16 protein-coding genes, 2 tRNA genes, 2 rRNA genes, 1 pseudogene and 1 riboswitch (1 of these 22 cut by a window edge) are annotated in these 24,072 nt (G+C 37.8%); of the genes and pseudogenes, 17 read left to right on the top strand and 4 right to left on the bottom strand.

Annotation, left to right across the window (positions count from 1 at the left end):
• The first annotated feature begins 38 nt into the window (after positions 1–38).
• From AC3FI7_RS18930 to AC3FI7_RS18940, 3 genes are all read left to right on the top strand, one after another.
• Positions 39–323, top strand: coding sequence for a four helix bundle protein (locus AC3FI7_RS18930; protein ID WP_343660087.1), 285 nt, complete (start codon positions 39–41; stop codon positions 321–323).
• 132 nt (positions 324–455) lie between these two features.
• Positions 456–1,778 carry a DUF58 domain-containing protein gene (locus tag AC3FI7_RS18935; protein ID WP_142725384.1) on the top strand — a complete coding sequence of 441 codons (1,323 nt, stop codon included), beginning with the start codon at positions 456–458 and terminating at the stop codon, positions 1,776–1,778.
• Positions 1,779–1,805: 27 nt separating this feature from the next.
• Complete coding sequence (locus AC3FI7_RS18940; RefSeq protein WP_002983375.1) at positions 1,806–2,225, top strand: OsmC family protein; 420 nt, start codon at positions 1,806–1,808, stop codon at positions 2,223–2,225.
• 78 nt (positions 2,226–2,303) lie between these two features.
• Here AC3FI7_RS18940 and AC3FI7_RS18945 read toward each other — a convergent pair whose 3' ends face one another.
• Positions 2,304–4,919 (bottom strand): MGH1-like glycoside hydrolase domain-containing protein, encoded by a 2,616-nt coding sequence (locus tag AC3FI7_RS18945; RefSeq protein ID WP_343660085.1) that lies wholly within the window; start codon positions 4,917–4,919, stop codon positions 2,304–2,306.
• 188 nt (positions 4,920–5,107) lie between these two features.
• Positions 5,108–5,216, top strand: a riboswitch (SAM riboswitch).
• Between the two features lie 59 nt (positions 5,217–5,275).
• On the opposite strand from AC3FI7_RS18945, the gene AC3FI7_RS18950 reads away from it, so the two are divergent.
• From AC3FI7_RS18950 to metF, 7 genes are all read left to right on the top strand, one after another.
• Positions 5,276–6,223: an alpha/beta fold hydrolase gene (locus AC3FI7_RS18950; RefSeq protein WP_343660083.1), complete on the top strand. Its 948-nt coding sequence runs from the start codon at positions 5,276–5,278 to the stop codon at positions 6,221–6,223.
• Entirely contained in the window at positions 6,220–7,758 is a 1,539-nt protein-coding gene (locus AC3FI7_RS18955) for an ACT domain-containing protein (RefSeq protein ID WP_491460686.1), read from the top strand. The genes AC3FI7_RS18950 and AC3FI7_RS18955 overlap by 4 nt, the downstream gene beginning before the upstream one ends.
• Before the next feature lie 127 nt (positions 7,759–7,885).
• Positions 7,886–9,046: an O-succinylhomoserine sulfhydrylase gene (locus tag AC3FI7_RS18960; protein ID WP_491460687.1), complete on the top strand. Its 1,161-nt coding sequence runs from the start codon at positions 7,886–7,888 to the stop codon at positions 9,044–9,046.
• 35 nt (positions 9,047–9,081) lie between these two features.
• Positions 9,082–10,092, top strand: coding sequence for a homocysteine S-methyltransferase family protein (locus AC3FI7_RS18965; protein ID WP_278351485.1), 1,011 nt, complete (start codon positions 9,082–9,084; stop codon positions 10,090–10,092).
• 82 nt (positions 10,093–10,174) lie between these two features.
• Positions 10,175–11,266 carry a fatty acid desaturase family protein gene (locus AC3FI7_RS18970; protein ID WP_491460688.1) on the top strand — a complete coding sequence of 364 codons (1,092 nt, stop codon included), beginning with the start codon at positions 10,175–10,177 and terminating at the stop codon, positions 11,264–11,266.
• Between the two features lies 1 nt (position 11,267).
• Positions 11,268–13,928, top strand: a complete 2,661-nt coding sequence (metH, locus tag AC3FI7_RS18975) for a methionine synthase (RefSeq protein ID WP_343660078.1) — start codon at positions 11,268–11,270, stop codon at positions 13,926–13,928.
• A 7-nt stretch (positions 13,929–13,935) separates the two neighbouring features.
• Positions 13,936–14,895: a methylenetetrahydrofolate reductase [NAD(P)H] gene (gene metF / locus AC3FI7_RS18980; protein ID WP_142725392.1), complete on the top strand. Its 960-nt coding sequence runs from the start codon at positions 13,936–13,938 to the stop codon at positions 14,893–14,895.
• Between the two features lie 205 nt (positions 14,896–15,100).
• Here the strand turns inward: metF and AC3FI7_RS18985 are convergent.
• From AC3FI7_RS18985 to AC3FI7_RS18995, 3 genes and pseudogenes are all read right to left on the bottom strand, one after another.
• Positions 15,101–15,626, bottom strand: a pseudogene (locus AC3FI7_RS18985) (transposase); the annotation flags it as partial.
• A 122-nt stretch (positions 15,627–15,748) separates the two neighbouring features.
• Entirely contained in the window at positions 15,749–16,435 is a 687-nt protein-coding gene (locus AC3FI7_RS18990; protein ID WP_491460689.1) for a hypothetical protein, read from the bottom strand.
• A gap of 104 nt (positions 16,436–16,539) precedes the next feature.
• Positions 16,540–17,691 carry a hypothetical protein gene (locus AC3FI7_RS18995; RefSeq protein WP_491460690.1) on the bottom strand — a complete coding sequence of 384 codons (1,152 nt, stop codon included), beginning with the start codon at positions 17,689–17,691 and terminating at the stop codon, positions 16,540–16,542.
• Between the two features lie 101 nt (positions 17,692–17,792).
• Here AC3FI7_RS18995 and folE point away from each other — a divergent pair, with 101 nt between their 5' ends.
• The 7 genes from folE to AC3FI7_RS19030 form a co-directional block, all read left to right on the top strand.
• On the top strand, positions 17,793–18,458 hold the full coding sequence (folE, locus tag AC3FI7_RS19000; protein ID WP_142725394.1) for a GTP cyclohydrolase I FolE: 666 nt from the start codon (positions 17,793–17,795) through the stop codon (positions 18,456–18,458).
• Between the two features lie 6 nt (positions 18,459–18,464).
• Entirely contained in the window at positions 18,465–18,896 is a 432-nt protein-coding gene (locus AC3FI7_RS19005; RefSeq protein ID WP_491460691.1) for a DinB family protein, read from the top strand.
• Positions 18,897–19,019: 123 nt separating this feature from the next.
• Positions 19,020–20,486 (top strand): cysteine--tRNA ligase, encoded by a 1,467-nt coding sequence (gene cysS, locus AC3FI7_RS19010; protein ID WP_491460692.1) that lies wholly within the window; start codon positions 19,020–19,022, stop codon positions 20,484–20,486.
• Positions 20,487–21,824: 1,338 nt separating this feature from the next.
• Positions 21,825–23,341 (top strand): 16S ribosomal RNA (locus tag AC3FI7_RS19015).
• A gap of 223 nt (positions 23,342–23,564) precedes the next feature.
• A tRNA-Ile gene (locus tag AC3FI7_RS19020) sits at positions 23,565–23,638 on the top strand.
• Positions 23,639–23,732: 94 nt separating this feature from the next.
• Positions 23,733–23,806: transfer RNA gene (locus AC3FI7_RS19025), tRNA-Ala, on the top strand.
• Between the two features lie 153 nt (positions 23,807–23,959).
• Positions 23,960–24,072, top strand: a 23S ribosomal RNA gene (locus tag AC3FI7_RS19030); it runs 2,640 nt beyond the window's last position.
• Together the 16S and 23S rRNA genes with 2 tRNA genes alongside form the textbook arrangement of a ribosomal RNA operon.

Here is a 24,072-nt window from a genome sequence, read left to right on the forward strand (position 1 = left end):
ATAGTGGTGAATGTTTAATAGTTACAAAATTATCATATATGGCAAATTTTAAAGAGCTTTTAGTTTGGCAGAAATCGATTGACTTTGTTACTGAAATCTATAGAATTACTGAAGCATTTCCCAAAACCGAAATCTATGGATTAATATCACAAATCAAACGAGCCGCCATTTCTATACCCTCCAATATTGCAGAAGAAAACTCAAGAAGAAGTAAACCTGATTATCTGCAATTTTTAAAAATATCAAGAGGTAGTTGTGCAGAAGTAGAAACACAATTAATTATTTCAAAAAATCTCGGTTTTTTAATGAAGATGATTATTTGAAACTAAATCAGGAGATTATAGATATATCTAAAATGTTGAATGGACTCATTTATTCTCTACAATAATAATGAATATAAAAAAGCTAATAAACGACCACCTAAAACCTTTCATCTGCAACCTGCAACCTAACCAATGAAAAACTTATACATCAATACCCGTTTCTTTTTTACGCTCATCGGAGTAGGGATACTGTATGTTCTGGCATTTTTCTTTCCGGTGCTGATGTGGGTAGCCCATATTGCGCTGTTGATTTCTTTTCTGGCAGCAATGGTAGATTTTCTGTTGCTTTTTAATCAAAAGAATGCCTTACAGGTGCAAAGAATTTTGCCGGAAAAATTGTCCAATGGGGATGAGAATTTTGTAAAAATTGACATCAAAAATAATTACAGCTTTACCCTATCTACTAGGATTATTGATGAAATTCCGTTCCAGTTTCAGAAAAGAGATTTTCTGATTAAAAAACAGATTGCTTCAGGAGCAAATACATTTTTTCAGTATTCATTAGAGCCTAAAGAAAGGGGAGAATATCATTTTGGAGGTTTGAATGTTTACGCATCATCACCATTGGGATTCATCTCAAAAAGATTTATTTTCCAGAAAGATGCCATGCTGCCTTCTTATCCGTCTTTCATTCATCTCAGAAAATATGAGCTGATGGCCATTCAGAGTGAGTTTTTATTAGGTGGAATCAAGAGAGTCAGAAAACTGGGACACACCATGGAGTTTGAGCAGATCAAAGAATATGTTCCCGGAGATGATATCAGAACGATCAACTGGAAAGCAACATCAAAAACAAACCGCCTGATGGTTAATCAGTTTCAGGATGAAAAATCACAGCGCATCTTTATGCTGATAGACAAAGGAAGGACGATGAAAATGCCTTTCAATGGATTAAGCCTGCTGGATTATTCCATTAATGCAACCATGGCATTGTCTCATATCATTTTGAGAAAAGGAGACAGAGCCGGAATGATGACTTTTTCTAAAAAAGCTGAAAATAAAATTGCTGCTGATAATAAATCCGGACAATTGAAAAAAATCTCAGAAGCACTCTATAATATTAAAACTGATTTCTTTGAAAGCGACTTCAACCGCTTGTACCAGGATGTAAAATATTCTATCAATCAAAGAAGTTTAATTTTGCTTTTCACGAATTTTGAAACCCTGGACGGACTGAACCGCCAGCTGAAGTATCTTCGCGGAATTGCGAAAAACCATTTGCTGGTAGTTGTATTCTTCAAAAATTCTGAACTGCAGACGCTGATCAACAAAAATCCTGAAAATATGCAGGAAATCTATGATGAGATTATTAGTGAAAAATTCGAATTTGAAAAGAAACTGATCATCCAGGAACTTCGTAAATATGGGATCTATACCGTATATACACTTCCTGAGAATTTGAATATCGATGTTATCAATAAATATCTGGAGATAAAAGCGAGAGGAATTTTATAACTTTGCAGAAGCAATAAGCAATACAAAATGAAAATTACACTTAACAGAATAAACGACGATTTTTTATTTGAATGTACCAATGCTCAAGGAAATTCAATTCTTTTGGATAATACTTCCCAGCCGGGAGCAAAAGGAGTTTCTCCAATGGAAAGTGTACTGATGGCAGTGGCTGGATGCAGCGGAATTGATGTAGTTTCTATTTTAAAGAAGCAGCGTCAGGAAATCAAAAGTTTTCAGGCAGAGGTAGAAGGAGAAAGAGTACAGGTAGAAGATGCGAAACCTTTTAAATCCATTAATGTTAAATTTCTTTTGGAAGGAGAAATTGATCCTAAAAAGGCACTAAAAGCTGCGGAGCTTTCTTTTGAAAAATACTGTTCTGTATCAAAAACTTTAGAACCGAATGTAGAAATCGGATATGAGGTATATGTGAACGGAGAAAAAATTTAATCTCTCATTAAAAAAAATAGAAAAGCCGGATGATTCATCCGGCTTTTCTATTGCCTATTACTAATTACTCATTCTCATCTAGAAGGTAAGTCTTGGTTTTATAAGTTTCGCCACAGTGGCAGTCCATCCTGTCTGGTGAGAAGCCCCTACACCCCGGCCGTTATCTCCATGAAAATATTCAAAGAATGTGATATAATCCCTGAAATGTTTATCATAATTGAACTTCGGATTACCTCCATTGAAGGCCCGCTGCCCATGCTCATCTTTTAAGAATATCGAACAGAGTCTTTTGCTGATATTCTGAGCCACTTCATCAAGATTTTTTTTATCACCGCTTCCCGTTGGAAGTTCTACTTTCAGGCTGTTTCCATAATAATAGTGGAAACGCTGCAAGCTTTCTACAATCAGAAAGTTAATAGGAAACCAGATAGGGCCTCGCCAGTTGCTGTTTCCGCCAAACATCCGGCTGTCACTTTCTGCTGGCGTATAGTACACTATATTTTCAGTTCCATGTACTGAGAATATAAAGGGATTTTCCTCATATACCTTAGACATGGCCCGGATTCCGTAAGTACTTAAAAATTCTTTTTCGTCAAGCATTCTGGTCAGAACTTTAGTAAGCCTGTTTTTGCGGAGGATACTCATCAGATGTTTTCTTCCGTGGCCTTCCTCATCCCAGTGGGAAACAAGTTTCGTGAGCTCCGGTTTATTTTTTAAGATCCATTCCATTCTGCTTCTGAAATTAGGCATCTTTTCCAATAAACGGTGGTCTACAATCTCAACGGCAAACATGGGGATCAAACCTACAATACTTCTTAATCTCAAAGAAACGCTGTCTCCGTTTCCAAGCTGAAGCACATCATAGAAAAATCCGTCCTCCTCATTCCAAAGACCCTTTGTTCCTTCACCGAGATTTTCCATAGCTTCAGCGATGTAAAGATAATGCTCAAAAAACTTGATCGCCATATCTTCATATACCTGATAATATTGAGCAAGTTCCATTGCAATGCGCATCATATTCAATGCATACATGGCCATCCAGCTTGTTCCGTCAGCCTGTTCAAGATGTTGGCCATCCTTTAATTCTATATTTCGGTCAAAAGCACCGATATTATCAAGGCCAAGGAAGCCCCCGCCAAAGATATTTTTGCCGTTTTTGTCTTTTCGGTTTACCCACCATGTGAAATTAAGAAGCAGTTTCTGGAATACTTTCTCTAAGAATAATAAATCCGGTTTTCCATTATTTTTTTCATCAATTTTAAAAACACGGAAGCATGACCAGGCATGCACAGGCGGATTTACATCACTCATATTCCACTCATAGGCAGGAAGCTGTCCGTTAGGATGCATATACCATTCTTTGGTAAGCAATAAAAGCTGTCCCTTAGCAAATTCAGCATCAATGATAGAAAAAGGAACACAGTGAAATGCCAGATCCCACGTCGCATACCATGGATATTCCCATTTGTCAGGCATGGAAATAATATCCTTGTTGTGGAGATGATTCCATTCCGTATTTCTTACATATTCGTTGAAGTTTCTTGGAGCTTCAAAGTTAGGATCTCCTTTTAGCCATTTTCCAATATTGTAATGATAGAATTGTTTATTCCAGAGAAGCCCGGCAAAAGCCTGTCTCTGAACATTTCTTTCATCTTCACTGACGGTATCATTCTGAATTTCGCTATAAAACTCTTCAGCTTCGGCTTGCCTTACACTAAAAATAGTATCAAAATTTTCAAAAGGTTCATCTTTTTCCTCAGGACATAGTCTGAATTCAAAAACTTTTGATTCCCCTGAACCCACAGTTTCATCTATAAGGAAAGAGGCTTTTGTTCCTTTTTTTTCAGGATTTATGGTGTTCGTTTGATGGGTAATAAAATTATTTATCCCATCTTTGAAATAGGTGTTTTCAACAACGGGAGCTCCATAAAGCTTTGAAGTATTCGTCTCATTATCACAAAATGCAGTTTCTGCATTTGTATTTCTGGAATAAAGCTTTTTGATTGAAATACTGTCATGGACTATAGTAATGCTTCCGTCATGGGAAGCACTCAGCTCTGCCTTGTAGGTATTATATCCCCATTTCCAGTTATTTCTGAACCATACAGTAGGAGCCACCACTATAGGGGCATCATGCTGGCTTCGGTTGCAGATCGTTACTCTGGCCAGAATATCATTGTGATCGGCCTTACAGTATTCAATGAAAATATCGAAATACTCATCATTATCAAAAATACCGGTATCGAAAAGCTCATATTCAGGTTCTTTTTTGCCGCGTTTTCCATTCTCAATAAGAATATCATCATACGGAAACTCATTGATCGGATATTTGTAAACCATCTTCATATAGCTATGAGTAGGTGTATTATCCAGATAATAAAAGATTTCTTTGATGTCTTCCCCATGATTTCCCTGAGGATTGCTCAAACCAAAGAATCGTTCTTTTACCATTTTATCTTTCTTGTTCCAGAACGAAAAGGCAAAACATAAAAGCTGCTTTACATCAGAAATTCCGGCAATACCTTCTTCACCCCAGCGGTAAGCATAGCTTTCAGCATTATTATGATTGGTAAAATTCCAGGCATTCCCGTTCGGGCTATAATCTTCGCGTACATTTCCCCACTGCCGGTTGCTTACATAAGGTCCCCAGTTTTTCCATTTGGTATCTTGTAATCTTTCTTTTTCGGCGGTCATATCTCATCATTTTTCCATACGAAGTTAGTTTTTTTGACAGGTAATTCCAATTTTTTTCATCTGAATAATTATTAATATGGGCTTGAAATACTTGTATTTAAGGGCTTTTTTAAATATTAAAATAATTTTTTTTTGAAATTGAAAGAAAAGAATTACCTTTGCACCATTCGTTCATTCAAATATTGAAAATGTTATCAAGAAAGGTTGAGGGATTAGACCCTATGAAACCTTAGCAACCCTTTGCGCAAGCAAAGAAGGTGCTACGTTCTACCAAAAATAATTTTGGACAGATAACTCACTGAAGTTCTTTTCAGCCATTTCCTGTGGCATTTTCAATTGTATTAAACATAATAGAATTGAAAACAGAACTAAACTATATTAATCTTACGTATCAAACTTATTCCCAAAAGGAATACAATATCTCATTAAGCTATCAGCTTTTTGGGAAAGATCTGTTTACAGCGCCCGTCATTTTAATCAATCATGCTCTTACCGGAAACTCAAATGTGTCCGGAGAAAAAGGCTGGTGGAAGCAGCTGGTAGGAGAAAATCAGATTGTTGATACCGATCAATATACTGTTCTGTGTTTCAACATACCCGGAAACGGTTATGACAATTTTTTAATTGAAGACTATGAAGACTTTACCCCTTCAGATATCGCTGCGATATTCCTGAAAGGGCTTGAAGCTTTACAGATCAAAAAACTATATGCCATTATCGGAGGCTCTCTGGGAGGAGGAATTGCCTGGGAAATGCTTGCCCAGCAGCCGGATCTCGCAGAGATATTTATTCCCATTGCCTGCGATTACAGAACGCACGATTGGCTTCACTCACAATGTCTGGTTCAGAAATTCTTATTAAATGATAAAGAAGAACCATTACAGAAAGCGAGAATTCATGCCATGTTGTGTTACAGAACACCGCAGTCACTCAATGACAGATTTCAAAACCAATATAACCAGGAAAAACAGCGCCTGGAATCAGAAGACTGGCTGATTTATCATGGTAATGCTCTAAACGAAAGGTTTAGTTTAAAAGCTTATAAACTGATGAATCATCTCCTGATGAATATAAATGCTGATGAAACAGCACTGGAGAACATACAGGCACGAATGCGCATGATCTCCGTAGATTCAGACTTATTTTTCCCGGCTTCTGAAATCCGGATGTGTTTTGAAAACTTAAAAGAGAAAAATAAGGATGTTTCTTATCACGAGATCCAATCTATACACGGGCATGATGCCTTCCTAATGGAATATCAACAATTAAATAATATCATAAAAAACATTTTACAGGAAAAATGAAAAATGCTAACGAAATAAAATTTTTGAAGAACAGATCAATCGTCAAATTTGAAGGAGAAGATTTCCTGGGAGAAATAGGGATTGACGGACGAATTTTTAAAGCGCTTACCTTAGCGCGTATCAGTGTAGGAGTAATTTCTCAACAGGCCATCGAAAACGGAATTTCTATTCTGGTTCACGAAAACGATGCCGAAAAGGCAGTGGCTTGTCTTATTGATGAATTTGAAGCAGAAAGAAAGTCAGGAAAAGTTTCCCAGATCTATAGTATCAATAATGTTTCTGTGATCGGTTTTGTAGCAGAAGATTTTAATAAAGTCTTTGCTGAACTGGCAAGAAATAATGTTTTTCCGTTGCTGTTAAACCAGATAGCAGGCGAAAACAGAGTTAATATCGTAGTGACTTCTTCGCAGGATGAGAAAACAAGAAATATTATAGAATCTGAAATTTTCAAAAAGCCCAAGACGGTTCATCTGGCCATCATTGGTCACGGAAATGTAGGAAAAACCCTGATAGAGCAAGTACTTGAATCTGCTGAAGAAATTAAAAAACGTAAAAAAATAGACCTTAAAGTAGTTGCGGTAGCCAATTCAAAGAAAATTGCCTTCAACAAAAAGGGGTTTGATGCCAATTGGGGGGATGAGGTTTTGACAGCGCAACATCCGTCCAACGTTGAAGAATTAATCAATTTCTCCAACGAAAACCAACTTGAGAATCTAATCGTTGTGGATAATACGGCAAGCAAGGATTTTGTAAAAAACTATCATGCTTTAGCAGAAAACGGATTCGATCTTGTTTCTTCCAACAAGATTTTCAATACTCTTCCGATAGAGGAGTACAGAAAACTAAGATATACGTTGAACAAAAATAACAGACGTTATCTGTATGAAACCAATGTAGGTGCAGGATTACCATTAATTGACACCATCAAATTATTACATCTTTCAGGAGAAAATATAACCAGAATTAAAGGCGTATTCTCCGGAACGCTAAGTTATGTTTTCAATAATTTTTCTTTAAGGAACGATAAATTTTCAACCATCATTAATGAAGCTCTGGAAAAAGGATACACAGAACCAGATCCGAGAGAAGATTTATCAGGAAATGATGTTGCAAGAAAATTACTGATCCTGGCGAGAGAATTAGACTTGATCAACGAGTTCGGAGATATCAATATTCAGAATCTGGTTCCGGAAACCTTATTGGAGGTTTCAAAATCAGAATTCCTTTCCAGACTGGAAGAACTGGACGAAGAATACCAGAAAATAAAAGAAAATCAGGAACCTGACCATGTATTGAGATACGTGGGTGATTTACATGGTGATCTGCAGAAGGATAAAGGGGAACTGGATGTAAAATTGGTTTCTGTTCCTGCAACTTCTGCATTAGGACAGCTGAAAGGTTCAGATTCAATCTTTGAAATCTATACAGAAAGCTACGGAGAAAATCCGATCGTGATTATGGGAGCCGGAGCCGGAGCAAAGGTAACGGCCAGAGGAGTATTTGGGGATATTTTAAGAGTAAGTGAAACGAAATAATATTTAATGTAACAATCTACCAATTTAGCAGCGTAACAATTACTGTAATTGTCATTCTTGGCATGGAAAGAATATTATTGTTAAACTGTTAGATTGATACATTGGTAAATTGACAAATTAAAACTATATGGAAAATTTTGAAACATCAGCAATAAGAACCCAGACTGAAAGAACTCAGTTTGACGAGCATTCTACGCCGCTATATCTTACCTCCAGTTTTATATTTCAGGATGCGGAAGATATGAGAGCAAGCTTTGCAGAAGAAAAACCTAAAAATTTATACAGCCGTTTCTCCAATCCAAATGTAACAGAATTTACAGATAAGATCGCTAAAATGGAAGGGGCAGAAGCAGGATATGCCTTTGCGACAGGAATGGCAGCCATCTATTCTACATTTGCAGCTTTGTTAAATGCGGGTGATCATATCGTAAGCTGTCAGTCTGTATTCGGGTCGACACACACCTTGTTCACCAAATATTTCCCAAAATGGAATATTGAAACTTCTTATTTCAAAGCAGAAGATGCAGCGAATGTTGAACAATATATCAAACCTAATACAAAGATCTTATACCTTGAAACCCCTACCAATCCGGCTATTGAAATTCTGGATCTTGAGTTTTTCGGTCAGATCGCCAAAAAACATAATCTTATATTTGTTGTAGATAACTGTTTTGCAACACCTTATCTTCAGCAGCCAATCAAATATGGTGCAGATATTGTTGTACACTCAGCAACAAAGCTGATTGACGGTCAGGGAAGGGTATTAGGAGGAATAGCTGTAGGAAAAGAAGATCTGATCAGAGAAATTTATCTTTTTGCAAGAAATACAGGACCTGCATTGTCTCCTTTTAATGCATGGGTATTATCAAAAAGTTTTGAAACACTGGCTATCCGTGTAGAAAAACACTGCGAAAATGCATTGAAGGTAGCTGAGTTCTTAGAAAGTCATCCGAATGTAGAGCTCGTAAAATATCCATTTCTTAAATCCCACCCAAGTTATGAAGTCGCCAAAAAGCAGATGAAGCTTGGAGGAAATATCGTAGCCTTTGAAATAAAAGGCGGAATAGAAGGCGGAAGAGCCTTTTTAGATAAGATACAGATGTGTTCACTGTCTGCCAACTTAGGTGATACAAGAACGATCGTTACGCATCCGGCATCCACTACACACTCCAAGCTTTCAGACGAAGAAAGAAATGAAGTAGGGATTACAGCAGGATTGGTGCGCTGCTCAGTAGGTTTGGAAAATGTAGAGGATATCATTGCGGACCTTAAGCAGGCGTTGGATTAATTCAATAGAAACAGAATTTAATCAAACATTTAAAAATGAAAAATTCAGAACAATTATATAAAGCTCTATCCGAAAGAATTTTAATTCTTGACGGTGCCATGGGAACGATGCTTCAGAGGTATAAGTTTGAAGAAGAAGATTACCGCGGAGAGCGTTTCAAGGATTGGGAACATCCGGTAAAAGGAAACAATGACCTGCTTTCTCTGACACAGCCTCAGGCCATTGAAGAAGTTCACAAGAAATATCTTGAAGCAGGGGCAGACATTATTGAGACCAATACGTTTTCAGGAACTACCATTGCCATGGCAGATTATCATATGGAAGATCTGGTATATGAACTGAACTATGAATCGGCAAAAATTGCCAGAAAGGCCTGTGATGAATACACAGCAAAAAATCCGGACAAACCGAGATTTGTGGCAGGATCTATCGGCCCTACGAACAGAACGGCAAGTTTGAGTCCTGATGTTAATGATCCCGGATACAGAGCTATTACTTTTGAAGAATTAAGAGTAGCATACAAGCAGCAATGTGAAGCGTTACTGGATGGAGGTTCAGATATCCTTCTGGTAGAAACCATCTTTGATACCTTAAATGCAAAAGCAGCTTTGTTTGCCATTGATGAATTGCAGGATGAAAGAGGAATTAAAATTCCGATCATGGTTTCAGGAACCATTACCGATGCTTCAGGAAGAACATTGAGCGGACAGACGGCAGAAGCTTTTCTGATTTCTGTCTCACACCTGAATTTACTAAGCGTAGGTTTTAACTGTGCATTGGGAGCAGATCAGCTTACTCCTTATCTTGAAACACTGGCCCATAATTCAGAATTCTATGTTTCAGCATATCCGAATGCCGGCTTACCGAATGCTTTCGGAAAATATGATGAAACACCCGAAGATATGGCAAGACAGATCAGAGAATATGTGGAAAAAGGCTTGATCAATATTATCGGAGGATGCTGCGGAACAACGCCCGAACATATTAAAGCAATTGCGGAGCTGGTGAAAGATTACCCACCGAGGAAATTGAAGGAATTTGTGTGATTTGATAGATTTTTTTAATTAAAATCAAGAATGAAGGCTGGATTATAAATGTTAACTTTAAGTAAACCACAAAGTTAAATATATGGAAAAGCCAATTTATTTAAAAGATTCGGAAGATGTCAGATTATTTAATGAGCTTAGAAAGAAAGTGAACAAAAGAGTAGAAGCCATTTCTGAAAACAGGGATATCTATATTCAGATCAAAGCGGTAATACTCCCACTGGTTTATATTGGCTTATATTTTCTGGCTGTTTTGAATGCTGAAAAGCATTGGGCCTATATTCTGAGTTTTGTTTTAATGGGAATTTCTCTGGTTTTAATTTATTTAAACTTAATCCATGAAGCAGCCCATAACAACATCTATAAAAGTAAAAAGCTGAATGCTCTGGTTCTCCACATTTTTGATTTTATAGGAGCCAATTCCTATATCTGGAAAAAAAGACATATCGCAAGTCACCATGCTTACCCAAATGTAGATGGATGGGATACAGATATCGAACAGAGCGGATTACTCCTGATCGTTCCATGGATTAAAGCGAAAGGAATTCAGAAGTATCAGCATAAGTTCTTTTTCTTAGTATATCCGCTGTATTTGTTCAACTGGATGTTTATAAGAGACTTTCGGGATTTCTTTGATAAGGAAAGAGTGATTTTAAAAACCCAGGGAAGAATACCTGTTGTTGAAAAAGTGAAAATGGTGAGTTATAAGCTGTTCTATTTCTTTTATCAGATTGTGGTTCCCGTTGTGTTCTTTAAAGTATCAATAGGATTAGCTTTAGGAGCGTGGTTTTTACAGGTAATTTCAGCAAGTATTTTTGCATTGTTTGTGTTACTGCCTTTGCATCCGCTTCCTGATAATGCCTTTCCAAGGTTAAATAAAGAGAACGGCCTTCCGTTCAGCTGGCTTCGTCACCAATTGGAGGTGACCAATGATTTAACAGAAAATAACTGGTTTGTAAGAAATGTATTGGGAAACTTTAATTTTCATGTAGCCCATCATCTGTTTCCAAACTACAGTTATATGTATTACAACGAAATTACTGAGGAAATCGAAGAATTTGCTAAAGAGCACAATTTAGCTTACAAAAGATTTCCGTTGATTACAGCTTTAAGTAAGCATAGGGATTTATTGAGGCAGAATGCCAATAATGCCTACTATATTTTAGAAGAATAAAATGAAGTATTTAAGATTATCAGGCCTTGAGCCTCTTATCATAACACCGGAGAGTAATTTCATCAATGTTGGTGAAAGGACGAATGTTGCCGGATCCAAAAAGTTTTTACGACTGATCAAAGAGGAGAAATTCTCCGAAGCATTAGATATTGCCCGCCATCAGGTAGAAGGAGGCGCCCAGATTCTGGACGTGAACTTTGATGATGGATTGATTGATGGAAAAGCTTCCATGATCAAATTCCTGAACTTAATAGCCTCTGAACCGGATATCGCAAGAATTCCGATTATGGTAGATTCCTCCAAATGGGAAATTCTTGAAGCAGGTCTTCAGGTTGCTCAGGGAAAATGTGTAGTAAATTCTATCAGTTTGAAAGAAGGAGAAGAAGAATTTATCAAACATGCCAAAGCCATTAAAAGGTATGGAGCGGCAGTTATTGTAATGGCATTTGATGAGGTGGGGCAAGCCGACAATCTTGAACGGAGAATTGAAATTTCAAAAAGATCCTATGATATTCTGGTAAATCAGATTGGTTTTCCTGCTGAAGATATCATTTTTGACCTAAATATATTTCCGGTGGCAACCGGAATGGAAGAACACAGACGAAACGCTATCGACTTTATTGAAGCCACACGCTGGGTAAGGCAAAACCTTCCTTATGCTTCTGTAAGCGGGGGAGTGAGCAATGTTTCTTTCTCTTTCCGTGGAAATGATACCGTAAGAGAAGCAATGCACTCTGTGTTCCTTTATCACGCCATTCAGGCGGGAATGAACATCGGTATTGTAAACCCGGCTATGCTGGAAGTATATGATGAAATCAATAAAGAATTGCTGGAACTCGTTGAAGATGTGATTCTGGATAGAAGAGATGATGCAACAGAAAGACTTCTGGACTATTCTGAGAAGCATAAATCCGTAAAAAAAGAAAAAACTGAGGACCTGGAATGGAGAAATAATCCTTTGCAGGAAAGAATTACCCATGCCTTGGTCAAAGGAATCGACCGTTTTATTGAAGAAGATGTAGAAGAAGCAAGACTATTGGCAGAAAGACCCCTTCATGTTATTGAAGTGAATCTGATGACAGGAATGGGAGTGGTAGGAGATTTATTCGGAAGCGGAAAAATGTTTCTTCCACAGGTGGTAAAGTCAGCAAGAGTAATGAAAAAAGCGGTGGCTTATTTACAGCCTTTTATTGAAGCAGAAAAAGACGGAACAAAACCCGCCAATGGAAAAATATTAATGGCAACCGTAAAAGGTGACGTTCATGATATCGGTAAAAATATCGTAAGTGTTGTTCTTGGCTGTAACAACTATGAAATTGTCGACCTTGGAGTAATGGTGCCTGCGGAAAAAATTATACAGACTGCTATTGAAGAAAAAGTAGATGTTATAGGATTAAGTGGACTGATTACCCCAAGTCTGGATGAAATGGTGTATATCGCATCAGAATTGGAAAGACAGAATTTAGATTTTCCTTTATTGATCGGTGGTGCTACCACTTCAAAAGCACATACCGCAGTGAAAATCGATTTAAAATATAAAAATGCTGTTGTTCACGTAAATGATGCCTCAAGAGCTGTAAATGTGGTAAGCGCTTTGTTGGGAGATAGAAATAAAGAATACGTTTCGGATTTAAAGAATGACTATTCCGATTTCAGGGAAAAATTTCTGAACAGACAGGTAGACAAAGATTATGTTTCCATCAAAGAAGCCAGAGAAAATCATTTTAAGATCGACTGGGAAAACGAAGAAATCTTCACCCCGAATAATTTAGGAATAAAAGTGATCGAAAACCAGGATCTGAATGAGTTGGTTCCTTTTATCGACTGGTCTCCGTTTTTCAGGAGCTGGGATCTCCATGGGAAGTATCCGAATATTCTGGAAGATGAGGTTGTGGGCGTTCAGGCAAAAGAATTATTTAAAGATGCTCAGGTGATTCTGAAAAGAATTCTGGATGAGAAATTGTTGACGGCAAAAGCCATCTTCGGAATCTTTAAAGCCAACTCCAATGAATCTGATGATATCCTGATTTTTGATGAAAATAATAATGAAAAAGCCAGGTTTTTAACTCTCAGACAGCAGGCTCAAAGATCAAAAGGAAAAGAATATCTGGCCTTGAGTGATTTCATTGCTCCTCAAAGCTCAGGAAAAACTGATTATATGGGAGCATTCTGTGTAACAACAGGTTTTGGAACTGATGAACTGTCTGCCGAATATGAAAAAGCAAATGATGATTACAATTCCATTATGGTAAAAGCTTTAGCTGACCGTTTTGCAGAGGCATATGCCGAATTCTTACATAAAAAAGTCCGAACAGAATACTGGGGATATGCCAATCAGGAAAACTTAAGCAACGAAGAGCTTATTGCCGAAAAATATAAAGGAATCCGTCCGGCACCGGGATATCCGGCTTGTCCGGACCATCTGGAAAAGAAAACTATCTGGGATCTTTTAAAAGTAGAAGAGAATACTGGGGTTTTCCTTACAGAAAGCCTTGCCATGTTCCCAACAGCATCTGTTTCCGGATACTATTTTGGAAGTCCACATGCCAAATATTTCGGATTAGGAAAAATTACAGAAGACCAGCTTGAAGATTATGCAGCAAGAAGAGGCTGTAGCATCCAGGAAGCAAAAAAATGGTTGTCACCAAATTTAGCAGATTAACATTGACATGAAGATAACAGAACACATTAAAAATGCAAATGGAAAAACTTTATTCTCTTTAGAAGTTGTTCCGCCACAGAAAGGAATCGGGATTGAAGACCTTTACACGAATATCGATCCGTTAATGGAATTCAAACCACCTTTTATTGATGTTACAACATCCAGAGAGGAGTATATTTACATCGATAAAGGAAATGGCCTTATGGAACGCCGTATTACAAGAATGCGCCCGGGAACCTTAGGAATTTGTGCGGCCATTCAGCATAAATACAATGTAGATACGGTTCCACATCTTCTTTGTGGAGGATTCACGAAAGAAGAAACAGAATATTTATTGGTAGACTGTATGTATCTGGGGATAGATAATGTGATGGCTTTAAGAGGAGATGCTATGAAAGGACATCAGTATTTCGAACCTACTCAGGGAGGACATGCAAGTGCAATGGATCTGGTCAATCAGATTAATGACCTCGGAAGAGGAAAATATCTTCATAATGAAGAGCAGGTTAGTGATGAATTAAATAAATTCTGCATTGGTGTTGCCGGCTACCCGGAAAAACATATGGAAGCTCCTTCCATGAATTATGATCTCAAATGGCTGAAGCAAAAAGTAGATGCCGGAGCAGATTATATTGTTACCCAGATGTTCTTTGACAATAAAAAGTATATAGAATTCGTTCAGAAAGCAAGAGAAATGGGAATTACCGTTCCGATTATTCCGGGCATCAAACCTATTGCCACCAAGAAGCATTTGAAAATTCTGCCACAAGTGTTTAAAATAGACCTTCCCGAAGAACTGATCAATGAAGTGGAAAATGCAAAAAATAATGAAGCAGTAAAACAAATCGGAATAGAATGGGCCATTGCTCAATGTAAAGAATTGCTGGACTTCGGAGTTCCGGTTTTGCACTTTTACTCCATGGGGAAAAGTGACAATATTAAAAAAGTAGCCGGTGAGCTATTCTAATAAAAGTACCAAAAATGAAATGAGGCTGTCTCAAAATGACAGCCTTTTTTATGGCCGTATTTTTTTATAACTCATATTTTTCAATGAATTTATTTTTTTTAGATCATATTTTTGAGTTATTATTGCAGAATAAAGCAAAGGAAGGATTTTTTTATCCTGTCAGATCCAATTTTCTAAGATTATGCGCAATAGTAATCAAGCCGGTTTCTATTTCGACTTTATCCTGAGTGTAGTTCCACAAATCTTCAAGTTGGGACTCTATACGTTCTTTATTCTTTTGATAACCTTTCCCCATACAAATGTGTAACGATTGGCATTGGCTTCTATTTTAGTCCCGTCTGTAAAGATGGTTTGCAGGCTTACCAGACCTTCTTTCTCCAGATATAATACAATTTGCGCGAAGATCTCTTTGAGTTCTCCTTTTAACCTCTCACTTCTGAAACGGCTCAAAGTATTATGATCAGGACGGTTTATGGCGCTTAGCCACATAAAATGAACATTCTCTTTGAGTGCCTGTTCCAGCTTTCTACTCGAATAAATATTACACAAATAGCGGATGTGCCCCCGGGTTTATAATTACGAAGTAAATTACTGATGTCCAAACCATCTATAACAGCTGAGACAGTTCGTACAGGGTGATTATTTTCTATCAGCTCTGACAAATTAGGAGGAAAAAGAAAATTTTGCTTGGGATTATAATCTTTAAAGACTACCTTTGAATTACTTAACACACAACAAATTAATCAATTTGCAACTATTAGGAAAGCAAAAGCTTTCCTTTTTTTATCCAAACAAAAAAGACTGCCTCACTTTTGAGACAGCCTCTTTTTATTTTTTAAGCCTGAATTTTAGGCTATAATTTTCCATCTAAGAAATTAACTAGTTTGACTAAGTCTTCTTGTTTATCAAATTTTGTTTTGTTTGATTTGAAGTAAGATTCCAAATCATCTTTTCTATCTGGAAGTTCTTTAATGATATCCTTTGCTGTTTTGGTCTTTTTTACAAAACCATTAGGTGTTTTGATATAATATACAGGATCTAAACTTTTAAATGAAGCAGGTCTGTCCGTAGCGTATGAATTTACAGCAGGAGCAGCATCAATAAATTTTGTTTTAACCTTTTTATAAAGACTGTATTTACCATCAACTAATTCAAAAAAATATCCTGATAGATCATCTCCTGAATCTAACCTTACTAAAATATCTTTCGAGTTTGTAAATGTAATCTTTGAGAAAGTATCATTTTTAGGAAGAACAAAAATTTTATCATCTTTTTGAAACTCTACTTCATCTTTAAAAGAGTTATATCTGGCCGGAGCTGTTTCGTCTGTACCTGAGAATTTAGCAGGTGAAAACTCTTTTCCATAGTATGGTGTACCGATGATATCATCATAAGAAAGAGTTTTTCCTCCATTTGGAGAATTCACTTTATTGAAAATGGTATTATCTTGAGGGAGCCCCAACCCGTTGTTAGATAAGGAAAACTGAGCATGTGCCAATATTGAAGATGTAAATAAAGCACAAATAATAATCTTCTTCATGTTTTGTTTATAGTTTTTAAATTTTAGCATTCAAATTTACAAATAAAAAACTAATGGTTCATGAATTTTGTTGCAATGCTGAAATAAATCTGAAATATTCGTAATTATAATTTCGGATGCCTCTCAAATTCCTTATTTCTGTCAAATAAATACCGATAAGTAGCCAGTTTTCTAGTCACAGTCGTATCAAGCGTTTCTGCAATCTTAATCATTTTCGGATTAAAATCACCAATCCACTGTAGTTCTGTAATTGTAAAATCTGTATGCTTCCTCAAATGCTGGGTTCCTTCCCATATCATATACCCGTCAATGCCTTTCTTCTGCCAGTCAGGGACTACCCCAAAAACAAGTCCCACCATTTTTTCATTCTTTTTAAGGTGTTTCAACAGCAAAAATTTAAGTTTTTCAAAAAATCCGAATTTCCCGTTCAGATATTTAAACCACTGGTTGAGGTCCGGAATATTGATCCACATAGCAATAGGTGTCTCGTTTTCATAGACAAACCATGAAATATGCTCATTGATGATAGGTTTCATGGTGTTGAACATTTTCAGAACTTTTGCTTCTTCCAGATGCTTTCCTTCCCCATGCGAAGCCCATGCTTTATTATAAATCTCTGTAAAGTCTTTGGCAAACTTGGGCAGGTTATTCTTCTTCATAGGTTGGGCAGAAATAGCAGGATTTCTTCTGTTTTTTTCATGAGCAATCTTGAAAATCCGGGATACTTCTGCAAACACAGGTCGGGTAAAACAAAGCTGCTCAAAATAAATCTGAAAACCATAATTCTCAAAAAGATCTTTATAATAAGGGAAATTGTAATTCATCCCAAACAGGGGTTCAATAAAACCTTCAGTTAAAAGACCCCAAAATTTGTCTCTTTCTCCAAAATTGATAGGTCCGTCCATTGCCTCCATTCTCTTTTTGTGAAGCCAGTTTTTACAATGGTCAAAAATAAAATTGGCCGTTTCCTGATCATTAATACAGTCGAAAAAACCGATTCCTCCGGTAGACTGTTTTTGCTCATAGCAGCCATTGATAAAAACAGCTACTTTACCAACCGTTTTGTTATTCTTTTTGAACAGAAATCTTTTGCATTCTCCGTTTTTAAAGAATTTATTTTTCTCAGGATCAAAAATTTCTTCAATGTGCTTGTCTAAAGGGCGGATATAATTTTTGTCATCCCGATAAAGACGGGCCGGGAATTCAAGAAATTCCCTTTTATGGAGTCGGTTTTGTACTTCTTCGACAATAATCATAGGTTGTTAATAAGGACGGGTTACAAAAGATAATGTTTTTCATCTCAATTGAATATAGATGAACCGATATTATCCGTATTTTTGCTGCAAATTAAATAAAAATGGTTGATTTTACTGATAACGACGATGATATTTTCACTGGAAAAGAACATACGCCTATAAGGAAAGATGCTTTTGATAAATCGCCACAGGAAAAAGTTGAAAAAATTACTGAGCTTTTTGGCGAAATTATGGAAACGTTAGGGTTAGATATGACAGATGATTCTCTGAAAGACTCTCCAAGACGTGTTGCTAAAATGTATGTAAATGAGATTTTCGGAGGACTTCTTCCCGAAAATAAACCAGGAATCTCCACTTTCTCCAATAAATATAAATACCGCCAGATGTTGGTGGAAAAAGATATCACCGTATATTCTTTCTGTGAACACCACTTTTTGCCCATTATAGGAAGAGCTCATGTTGCTTATATATCCAATGGAGAAGTAATCGGTCTTTCAAAAATTAACAGAATTGTTGATTACTATGCAAAAAGGCCTCAGGTTCAGGAGAGGCTTACCATGCAGATTGTAGACGCTTTGAAAGAAGCTTTAGGAACAAAAGATGTAGCCTGTATCATTGATGCCAAGCATCTTTGTGTCAACTGCAGAGGAATAAAAGATACGGCAAGTTCTACAATTACAGCAGAATTAAGTGGTATTTTCAGAACAAACCCTATTACAAGACAGGAGTTCTTACATTATGTTGGAAGCCATGCAAAACTAGATTAATAAAAAATGAACTACCAATTCCTTAAAAATATTATTGATGCCGAGCTTCAGAGATTCCAAAATATCTCTGAACAGGAATGGTCGTATAAAAGTTCTCCGGAAAAATGGTCCAAAAAAGAAATTATTGGCCATCTTTGTGACAGTGCTTTAACAAATATCCGTAGATTTGTTGTTACCCAATACAAAGAGAACGAGAATATTGTTTATGATCAGAACTTTTGGGTGAAAGCTCAGAACTATCAGAATGTTCCTACTACAGACCTTATCGATCTGTGGAAATCTTTGAACTATCAGATCGTTCATGTAGTTGAAAATATTCCGGATGAAGCACTACAAAGAACCTGTGATACTACCAAAACAAAACCTCAGGTTTTTACATTGGAGTTTATTATCAATGATTATGTAGATCATCTGCAGCATCATTTAAAAGCGATTTAATTATGATAAAATTTAAAAAAGTTTCAGATAAAATTTTTATCACAACAATTATCTGTTGTGACAGAAGTAATTTAACTCATTTTTGAATCTTTAAAATCATTAAATCTTTTTAACTTAAAATAAATGCAATTAAAAATATATAACTCCCTTACTGCGGAAAAAGAAATATTCAAACCTATCTTAGAAGGAAATGTCGGTATGTATGTATGCGGACCTACAGTGTACAGTAATGTGCATTTAGGAAATGTAAGGACTTTTCTTTCTTTCGATTTTATTTATCGTACCCTGATGCATTTGGGGTATAAAGTAAGATATGTAAGAAATATTACTGATGCGGGTCACCTTACCGATGATGGGAATGTAGATAACGACAGGTTCGTGAAACAGACCAGACTTGAGAAACTGGAACCTATGGAAATTGTACAGAAATATACCGTAGATTTCCACAAGGTATTGGATATGTTCAATCTTTTACCACCGAATATCGAACCTACAGCAACAGGACATATTGTAGAACAGATCGAATTGACTCAAAAACTGATTGAAAGAGGTTTTGCTTATGAAAGCAACGGGTCAGTGTACTTTGATGTATTGGAATACAATAGGAGAGGTTTGAATTATGGCGAACTTTCAAAACGTAATATAGAAGAACTTTTTGCCAATACCAGAGACCTTGACGGGCAGGGGGAAAAGAAAAATCCACAGGATTTTGCCTTGTGGAAAAAAGCATCCCCAGCTCACATCATGAGATGGAATTCCCCTTGGGGAGAAGGTTTTCCTGGATGGCATCTTGAATGTACTGCAATGAGTACTAAATATTTAGGTGAAACATTCGATATCCATGGAGGAGGAATGGATCTTAAATTCCCACACCACGAATGTGAAATTGCACAAGGAAAAGCCTGCAATGATGCTGCGCCGGTGAATTACTGGATGCATGCCAATATGCTGACGATGAATTCTCAGCGTATGAGCAAATCTACAGGAAACTATATCCTGCCGATGCAGCTGGTTACAGGAGATAATGACTTCTTTGAAAAACCTTTCCACCCTTCAATTGTACGTTTCTGCTTCCTGCAGGCGCACTACAGAAGCGTTCTGGATATTTCAAACGATGCCATGATAGCCAGTGAAAAAGGATTCATCAGATTAATGGAAGCAGTGAAAGTATTGAATTCTATTACTCCGGATGATACAAAACAATCCGGATTCAATCTGCAGGAATGGAAAAATAAAGCATATGAAGCTTTAACTGATGACTTCAATTCTCCAATCCTGATCGCTCACCTGTTTGAAGCGGTGAAATACATCTTTGCTTTAAATGATGGTAAGGAAACGATCTCAACAGATGACCTTGAAGATTTGAAAACTACACTCAATGCTTTTATCTTTGACGTTCTGGGATTGCAAACCGTAGAAGAGAATAACAATGAAAAACTGGATCAGACCCTGAAAGTTTTGATCGAATTGAGAAATCAGGCAAGAAAATCCAAAAACTTCGAGCTTTCAGATCAAATCAGAGATAAACTGCTTGCAGAAGGAATAGAATTAAAAGATGGAAGAGATGGTACATCATACGTCTTGAACTAATAAAAATATAACTTCGTTTTATCCCCATTCCGTAAGAATTACTATTACTAAGATTCTTACGGAATGTTTTTTTAGATACTGCAGAAAATCCATAAGAATTTCATATTCCTCTTTTTTATATCTCTCTTCACCAATATTCTTAAACCTTTTTCACACTCAAACTCTCTCACTCTCCAACACTCCCACATTCCCACTTTATTTCGGAGCTTAATCCTGCTATCCATTCATACTCCTCGCGCCAGCGCTATTCCACGCTCAAACCCTCCTGCGCTCCAGCTCCTGCTGCGGGGTAACCATTTCTATCAGGGCTAGGGAAGGAGTCGTTAATGATGAATGATGAATTTCGTGGTAGGAGAATATAGTGTTCGGGTTATTGTGTTGCGAGCTTCGGGTTAGTGGGTACAAGCCTTTATTCCCCTTGTGTCATTCTGCAGGAATCCAAACTTTTAGACCAGAGTTCTTAAAGGATGTAAGTTGGCAGGATAATGTCCAAAATCTTTTTAACAGTTGGTATTAACCGTGTCATGCTACGGAAAAGTTTTGTCCGGACTTCTGCGGAGTGAGAATGCTGTGTTTGATATATAATATGGTGTATCATCAATTCAATAGGAATCAGGCATAATTCTTAATTTTTCGAAGAAATCCTGTTTTCTTATATAGTCTGTTCTCTATTATATAATATATACACTATTTTGATCAATGGTCAACCCCACACCCCGTACCCCCGCATCCCGCATCACCATTCTCTCTTTCTCCCACCCTCAAACCCTCCCACGCTCAAACTCTCATACCCTCCCACCCAATACCCTAAACAAATGTTTAAAATTTTTCCCCCTGCTACCCAGTCCTTTAGGAACAAATATCACCGTAATGTAAAATTTAAGTTCAATAAACTTGTTTTGCGTTATGAGAAGTTACTATCTTTGCCCCACTGAAAACGAGAGTAGATCAGTAGCGCAGGAGAGCCTTTAGATGGGCAAAAACATTATTTACTTCACAAGAGACAGGCGAAAAAAAACTTTAAACTTTTTTTAAAAAAAGAGTTGCGAGATAAAAAAGAGTTTGTATCTTTGCAGTCCCAATTAAGGGAGCGCAGGAGTAGGATGATTAAGGGTTAGTAAAGGAATTAAGGTTACTTAAAAAACTTTAAAATTTTCTTTAGAAACATTTGGTCATTAAGAAATAAAGTTTTACTTTTGCACTCGCAAATACGGAGCGACACTGACAGATAGATTGCCTCGTAAAAAGCGAAAGATATAAAGATCATTGACATACAATATAACAACCAAGTAAGGAAAAACTAAAGCGTTAAAAACTTTGAGTGAGTCAGACAAACATACAATGGAGAGTTTGATCCTGGCTCAGGATGAACGCTAGCGGGAGGCCTAACACATGCAAGCCGAGCGGTAGAGATCTTTCGGGATCTTGAGAGCGGCGTACGGGTGCGGAACACGTGTGCAACCTGCCTTTATCAGGGGGATAGCCTTTCGAAAGGAAGATTAATACCCCATAATATATTTGTCGGCATCGATGGATATTGAAAACTCCGGTGGATAGAGATGGGCACGCGCAAGATTAGATAGTTGGTGAGGTAACGGCTCACCAAGTCTGCGATCTTTAGGGGGCCTGAGAGGGTGATCCCCCACACTGGTACTGAGACACGGACCAGACTCCTACGGGAGGCAGCAGTGAGGAATATTGGACAATGGGTGCGAGCCTGATCCAGCCATCCCGCGTGAAGGACGACGGCCCTATGGGTTGTAAACTTCTTTTGTATAGGGATAAACCTAGATACGTGTATCTAGCTGAAGGTACTATACGAATAAGCACCGGCTAACTCCGTGCCAGCAGCCGCGGTAATACGGAGGGTGCAAGCGTTATCCGGATTTATTGGGTTTAAAGGGTCCGTAGGCGGATCTGTAAGTCAGTGGTGAAATCTCACAGCTTAACTGTGAAACTGCCATTGATACTGCAGGTCTTGAGTGTTGTTGAAGTAGCTGGAATAAGTAGTGTAGCGGTGAAATGCATAGATATTACTTAGAACACCAATTGCGAAGGCAGGTTACTAAGCAACAACTGACGCTGATGGACGAAAGCGTGGGGAGCGAACAGGATTAGATACCCTGGTAGTCCACGCCGTAAACGATGCTAACTCGTTTTTGGAGCGCAAGCTTCAGAGACTAAGCGAAAGTGATAAGTTAGCCACCTGGGGAGTACGAACGCAAGTTTGAAACTCAAAGGAATTGACGGGGGCCCGCACAAGCGGTGGATTATGTGGTTTAATTCGATGATACGCGAGGAACCTTACCAAGGCTTAAATGGGAAATGACAGGTTTAGAAATAGACTTTTCTTCGGACATTTTTCAAGGTGCTGCATGGTTGTCGTCAGCTCGTGCCGTGAGGTGTTAGGTTAAGTCCTGCAACGAGCGCAACCCCTGTCACTAGTTGCCATCATTAAGTTGGGGACTCTAGTGAGACTGCCTACGCAAGTAGAGAGGAAGGTGGGGATGACGTCAAATCATCACGGCCCTTACGCCTTGGGCCACACACGTAATACAATGGCCGGTACAGAGGGCAGCTACACTGCGAAGTGATGCAAATCTCGAAAGCCGGTCTCAGTTCGGATTGGAGTCTGCAACTCGACTCTATGAAGCTGGAATCGCTAGTAATCGCGCATCAGCCATGGCGCGGTGAATACGTTCCCGGGCCTTGTACACACCGCCCGTCAAGCCATGGAAGTCTGGGGTACCTGAAGTCGGTGACCGTAACAGGAGCTGCCTAGGGTAAAACAGGTAACTAGGGCTAAGTCGTAACAAGGTAGCCGTACCGGAAGGTGCGGCTGGAACATCTCATTTTAGAGCGTCTTTGGACGTTAAACAAAATCAGTATCGTAAGATACATAATACTTACTTAAAGTATAGCTTTAGTTTTTTGTTTGGTTGGTTATATAAAAATAAAACACCCACTAGAAATTAGTAAAGGGATAGAGAGACAAGAGATTATAGAATTTGAAATTTGAAGTTCGAGATTTAAAGTTTAGGATATCAAATATCAAATAATGAATCTCAAATCTAACAGAGTCTCGTAGCTCAGCTGGTTAGAGCGCTACACTGATAATGTAGAGGTCGGCAGTTCGAGCCTGCCCGAGACTACTAATTAAGTGATTTGAAATTAGATATTTGAAATTTGAAATTCGTTATGTATGAATATCAAATCACAAACCTGAAATCTCAAATCAACCTAGAGGGGGAATTAGCTCAGCTGGCTAGAGCGCCTGCCTTGCACGCAGGAGGTCAAGGGTTCGACTCCCTTATTCTCCACAGTTTTGGAATACTGATTTAAAAGTTACGAATGGAGCCAACAACAACATTTGTTCATCAGTAGGAAAAGAAGACATTAAGATCATTGACATTAACGGTAAAGACATCACAAAGAGAAAACCGAGCGCATAAAGCGCTTGAGTAACCAATAGGAAAGAAATCGTTAAGGGCGTATGGCGGATGCCTAGGCTTTCAGAGGCGACGAAGGACGTGGTAAGCTGCGAAAAGCTGCGGGGATTGGCACACACGAATTGATCCGCAGATAT

The sequence above is a fragment of the Chryseobacterium sp. TQ-BC-N36 genome (assembly GCF_058382295.1).

Excerpts from the sequence above, each read along its gene's own strand:
- AC3FI7_RS18930 (WP_343660087.1), top strand. The coding sequence starts at position 39 with ATGGCAAATTTTAAAGAGCTTTTAGTTTGGCAGAAATCGATTGACTTT.
- AC3FI7_RS18935 (WP_142725384.1), top strand. The coding sequence starts at position 456 with ATGAAAAACTTATACATCAATACCCGTTTCTTTTTTACGCTCATCGGA.
- AC3FI7_RS18940 (WP_002983375.1), top strand. The coding sequence starts at position 1,806 with ATGAAAATTACACTTAACAGAATAAACGACGATTTTTTATTTGAATGT.
- AC3FI7_RS18945 (WP_343660085.1), bottom strand. The coding sequence starts at position 4,919 with ATGACCGCCGAAAAAGAAAGATTACAAGATACCAAATGGAAAAACTGG.
- AC3FI7_RS18955 (WP_491460686.1), top strand. The coding sequence starts at position 6,220 with ATGAAAAATGCTAACGAAATAAAATTTTTGAAGAACAGATCAATCGTC.
- AC3FI7_RS18960 (WP_491460687.1), top strand. The coding sequence starts at position 7,886 with ATGGAAAATTTTGAAACATCAGCAATAAGAACCCAGACTGAAAGAACT.
- AC3FI7_RS18965 (WP_278351485.1), top strand. The coding sequence starts at position 9,082 with ATGAAAAATTCAGAACAATTATATAAAGCTCTATCCGAAAGAATTTTA.
- AC3FI7_RS18970 (WP_491460688.1), top strand. The coding sequence starts at position 10,175 with ATGGAAAAGCCAATTTATTTAAAAGATTCGGAAGATGTCAGATTATTT.
- metH (WP_343660078.1), top strand. The coding sequence starts at position 11,268 with ATGAAGTATTTAAGATTATCAGGCCTTGAGCCTCTTATCATAACACCG.
- metF (WP_142725392.1), top strand. The coding sequence starts at position 13,936 with ATGAAGATAACAGAACACATTAAAAATGCAAATGGAAAAACTTTATTC.
- AC3FI7_RS18990 (WP_491460689.1), bottom strand. The coding sequence starts at position 16,435 with ATGAAGAAGATTATTATTTGTGCTTTATTTACATCTTCAATATTGGCA.
- AC3FI7_RS18995 (WP_491460690.1), bottom strand. The coding sequence starts at position 17,691 with ATGATTATTGTCGAAGAAGTACAAAACCGACTCCATAAAAGGGAATTT.
- folE (WP_142725394.1), top strand. The coding sequence starts at position 17,793 with ATGGTTGATTTTACTGATAACGACGATGATATTTTCACTGGAAAAGAA.
- AC3FI7_RS19005 (WP_491460691.1), top strand. The coding sequence starts at position 18,465 with ATGAACTACCAATTCCTTAAAAATATTATTGATGCCGAGCTTCAGAGA.
- cysS (WP_491460692.1), top strand. The coding sequence starts at position 19,020 with ATGCAATTAAAAATATATAACTCCCTTACTGCGGAAAAAGAAATATTC.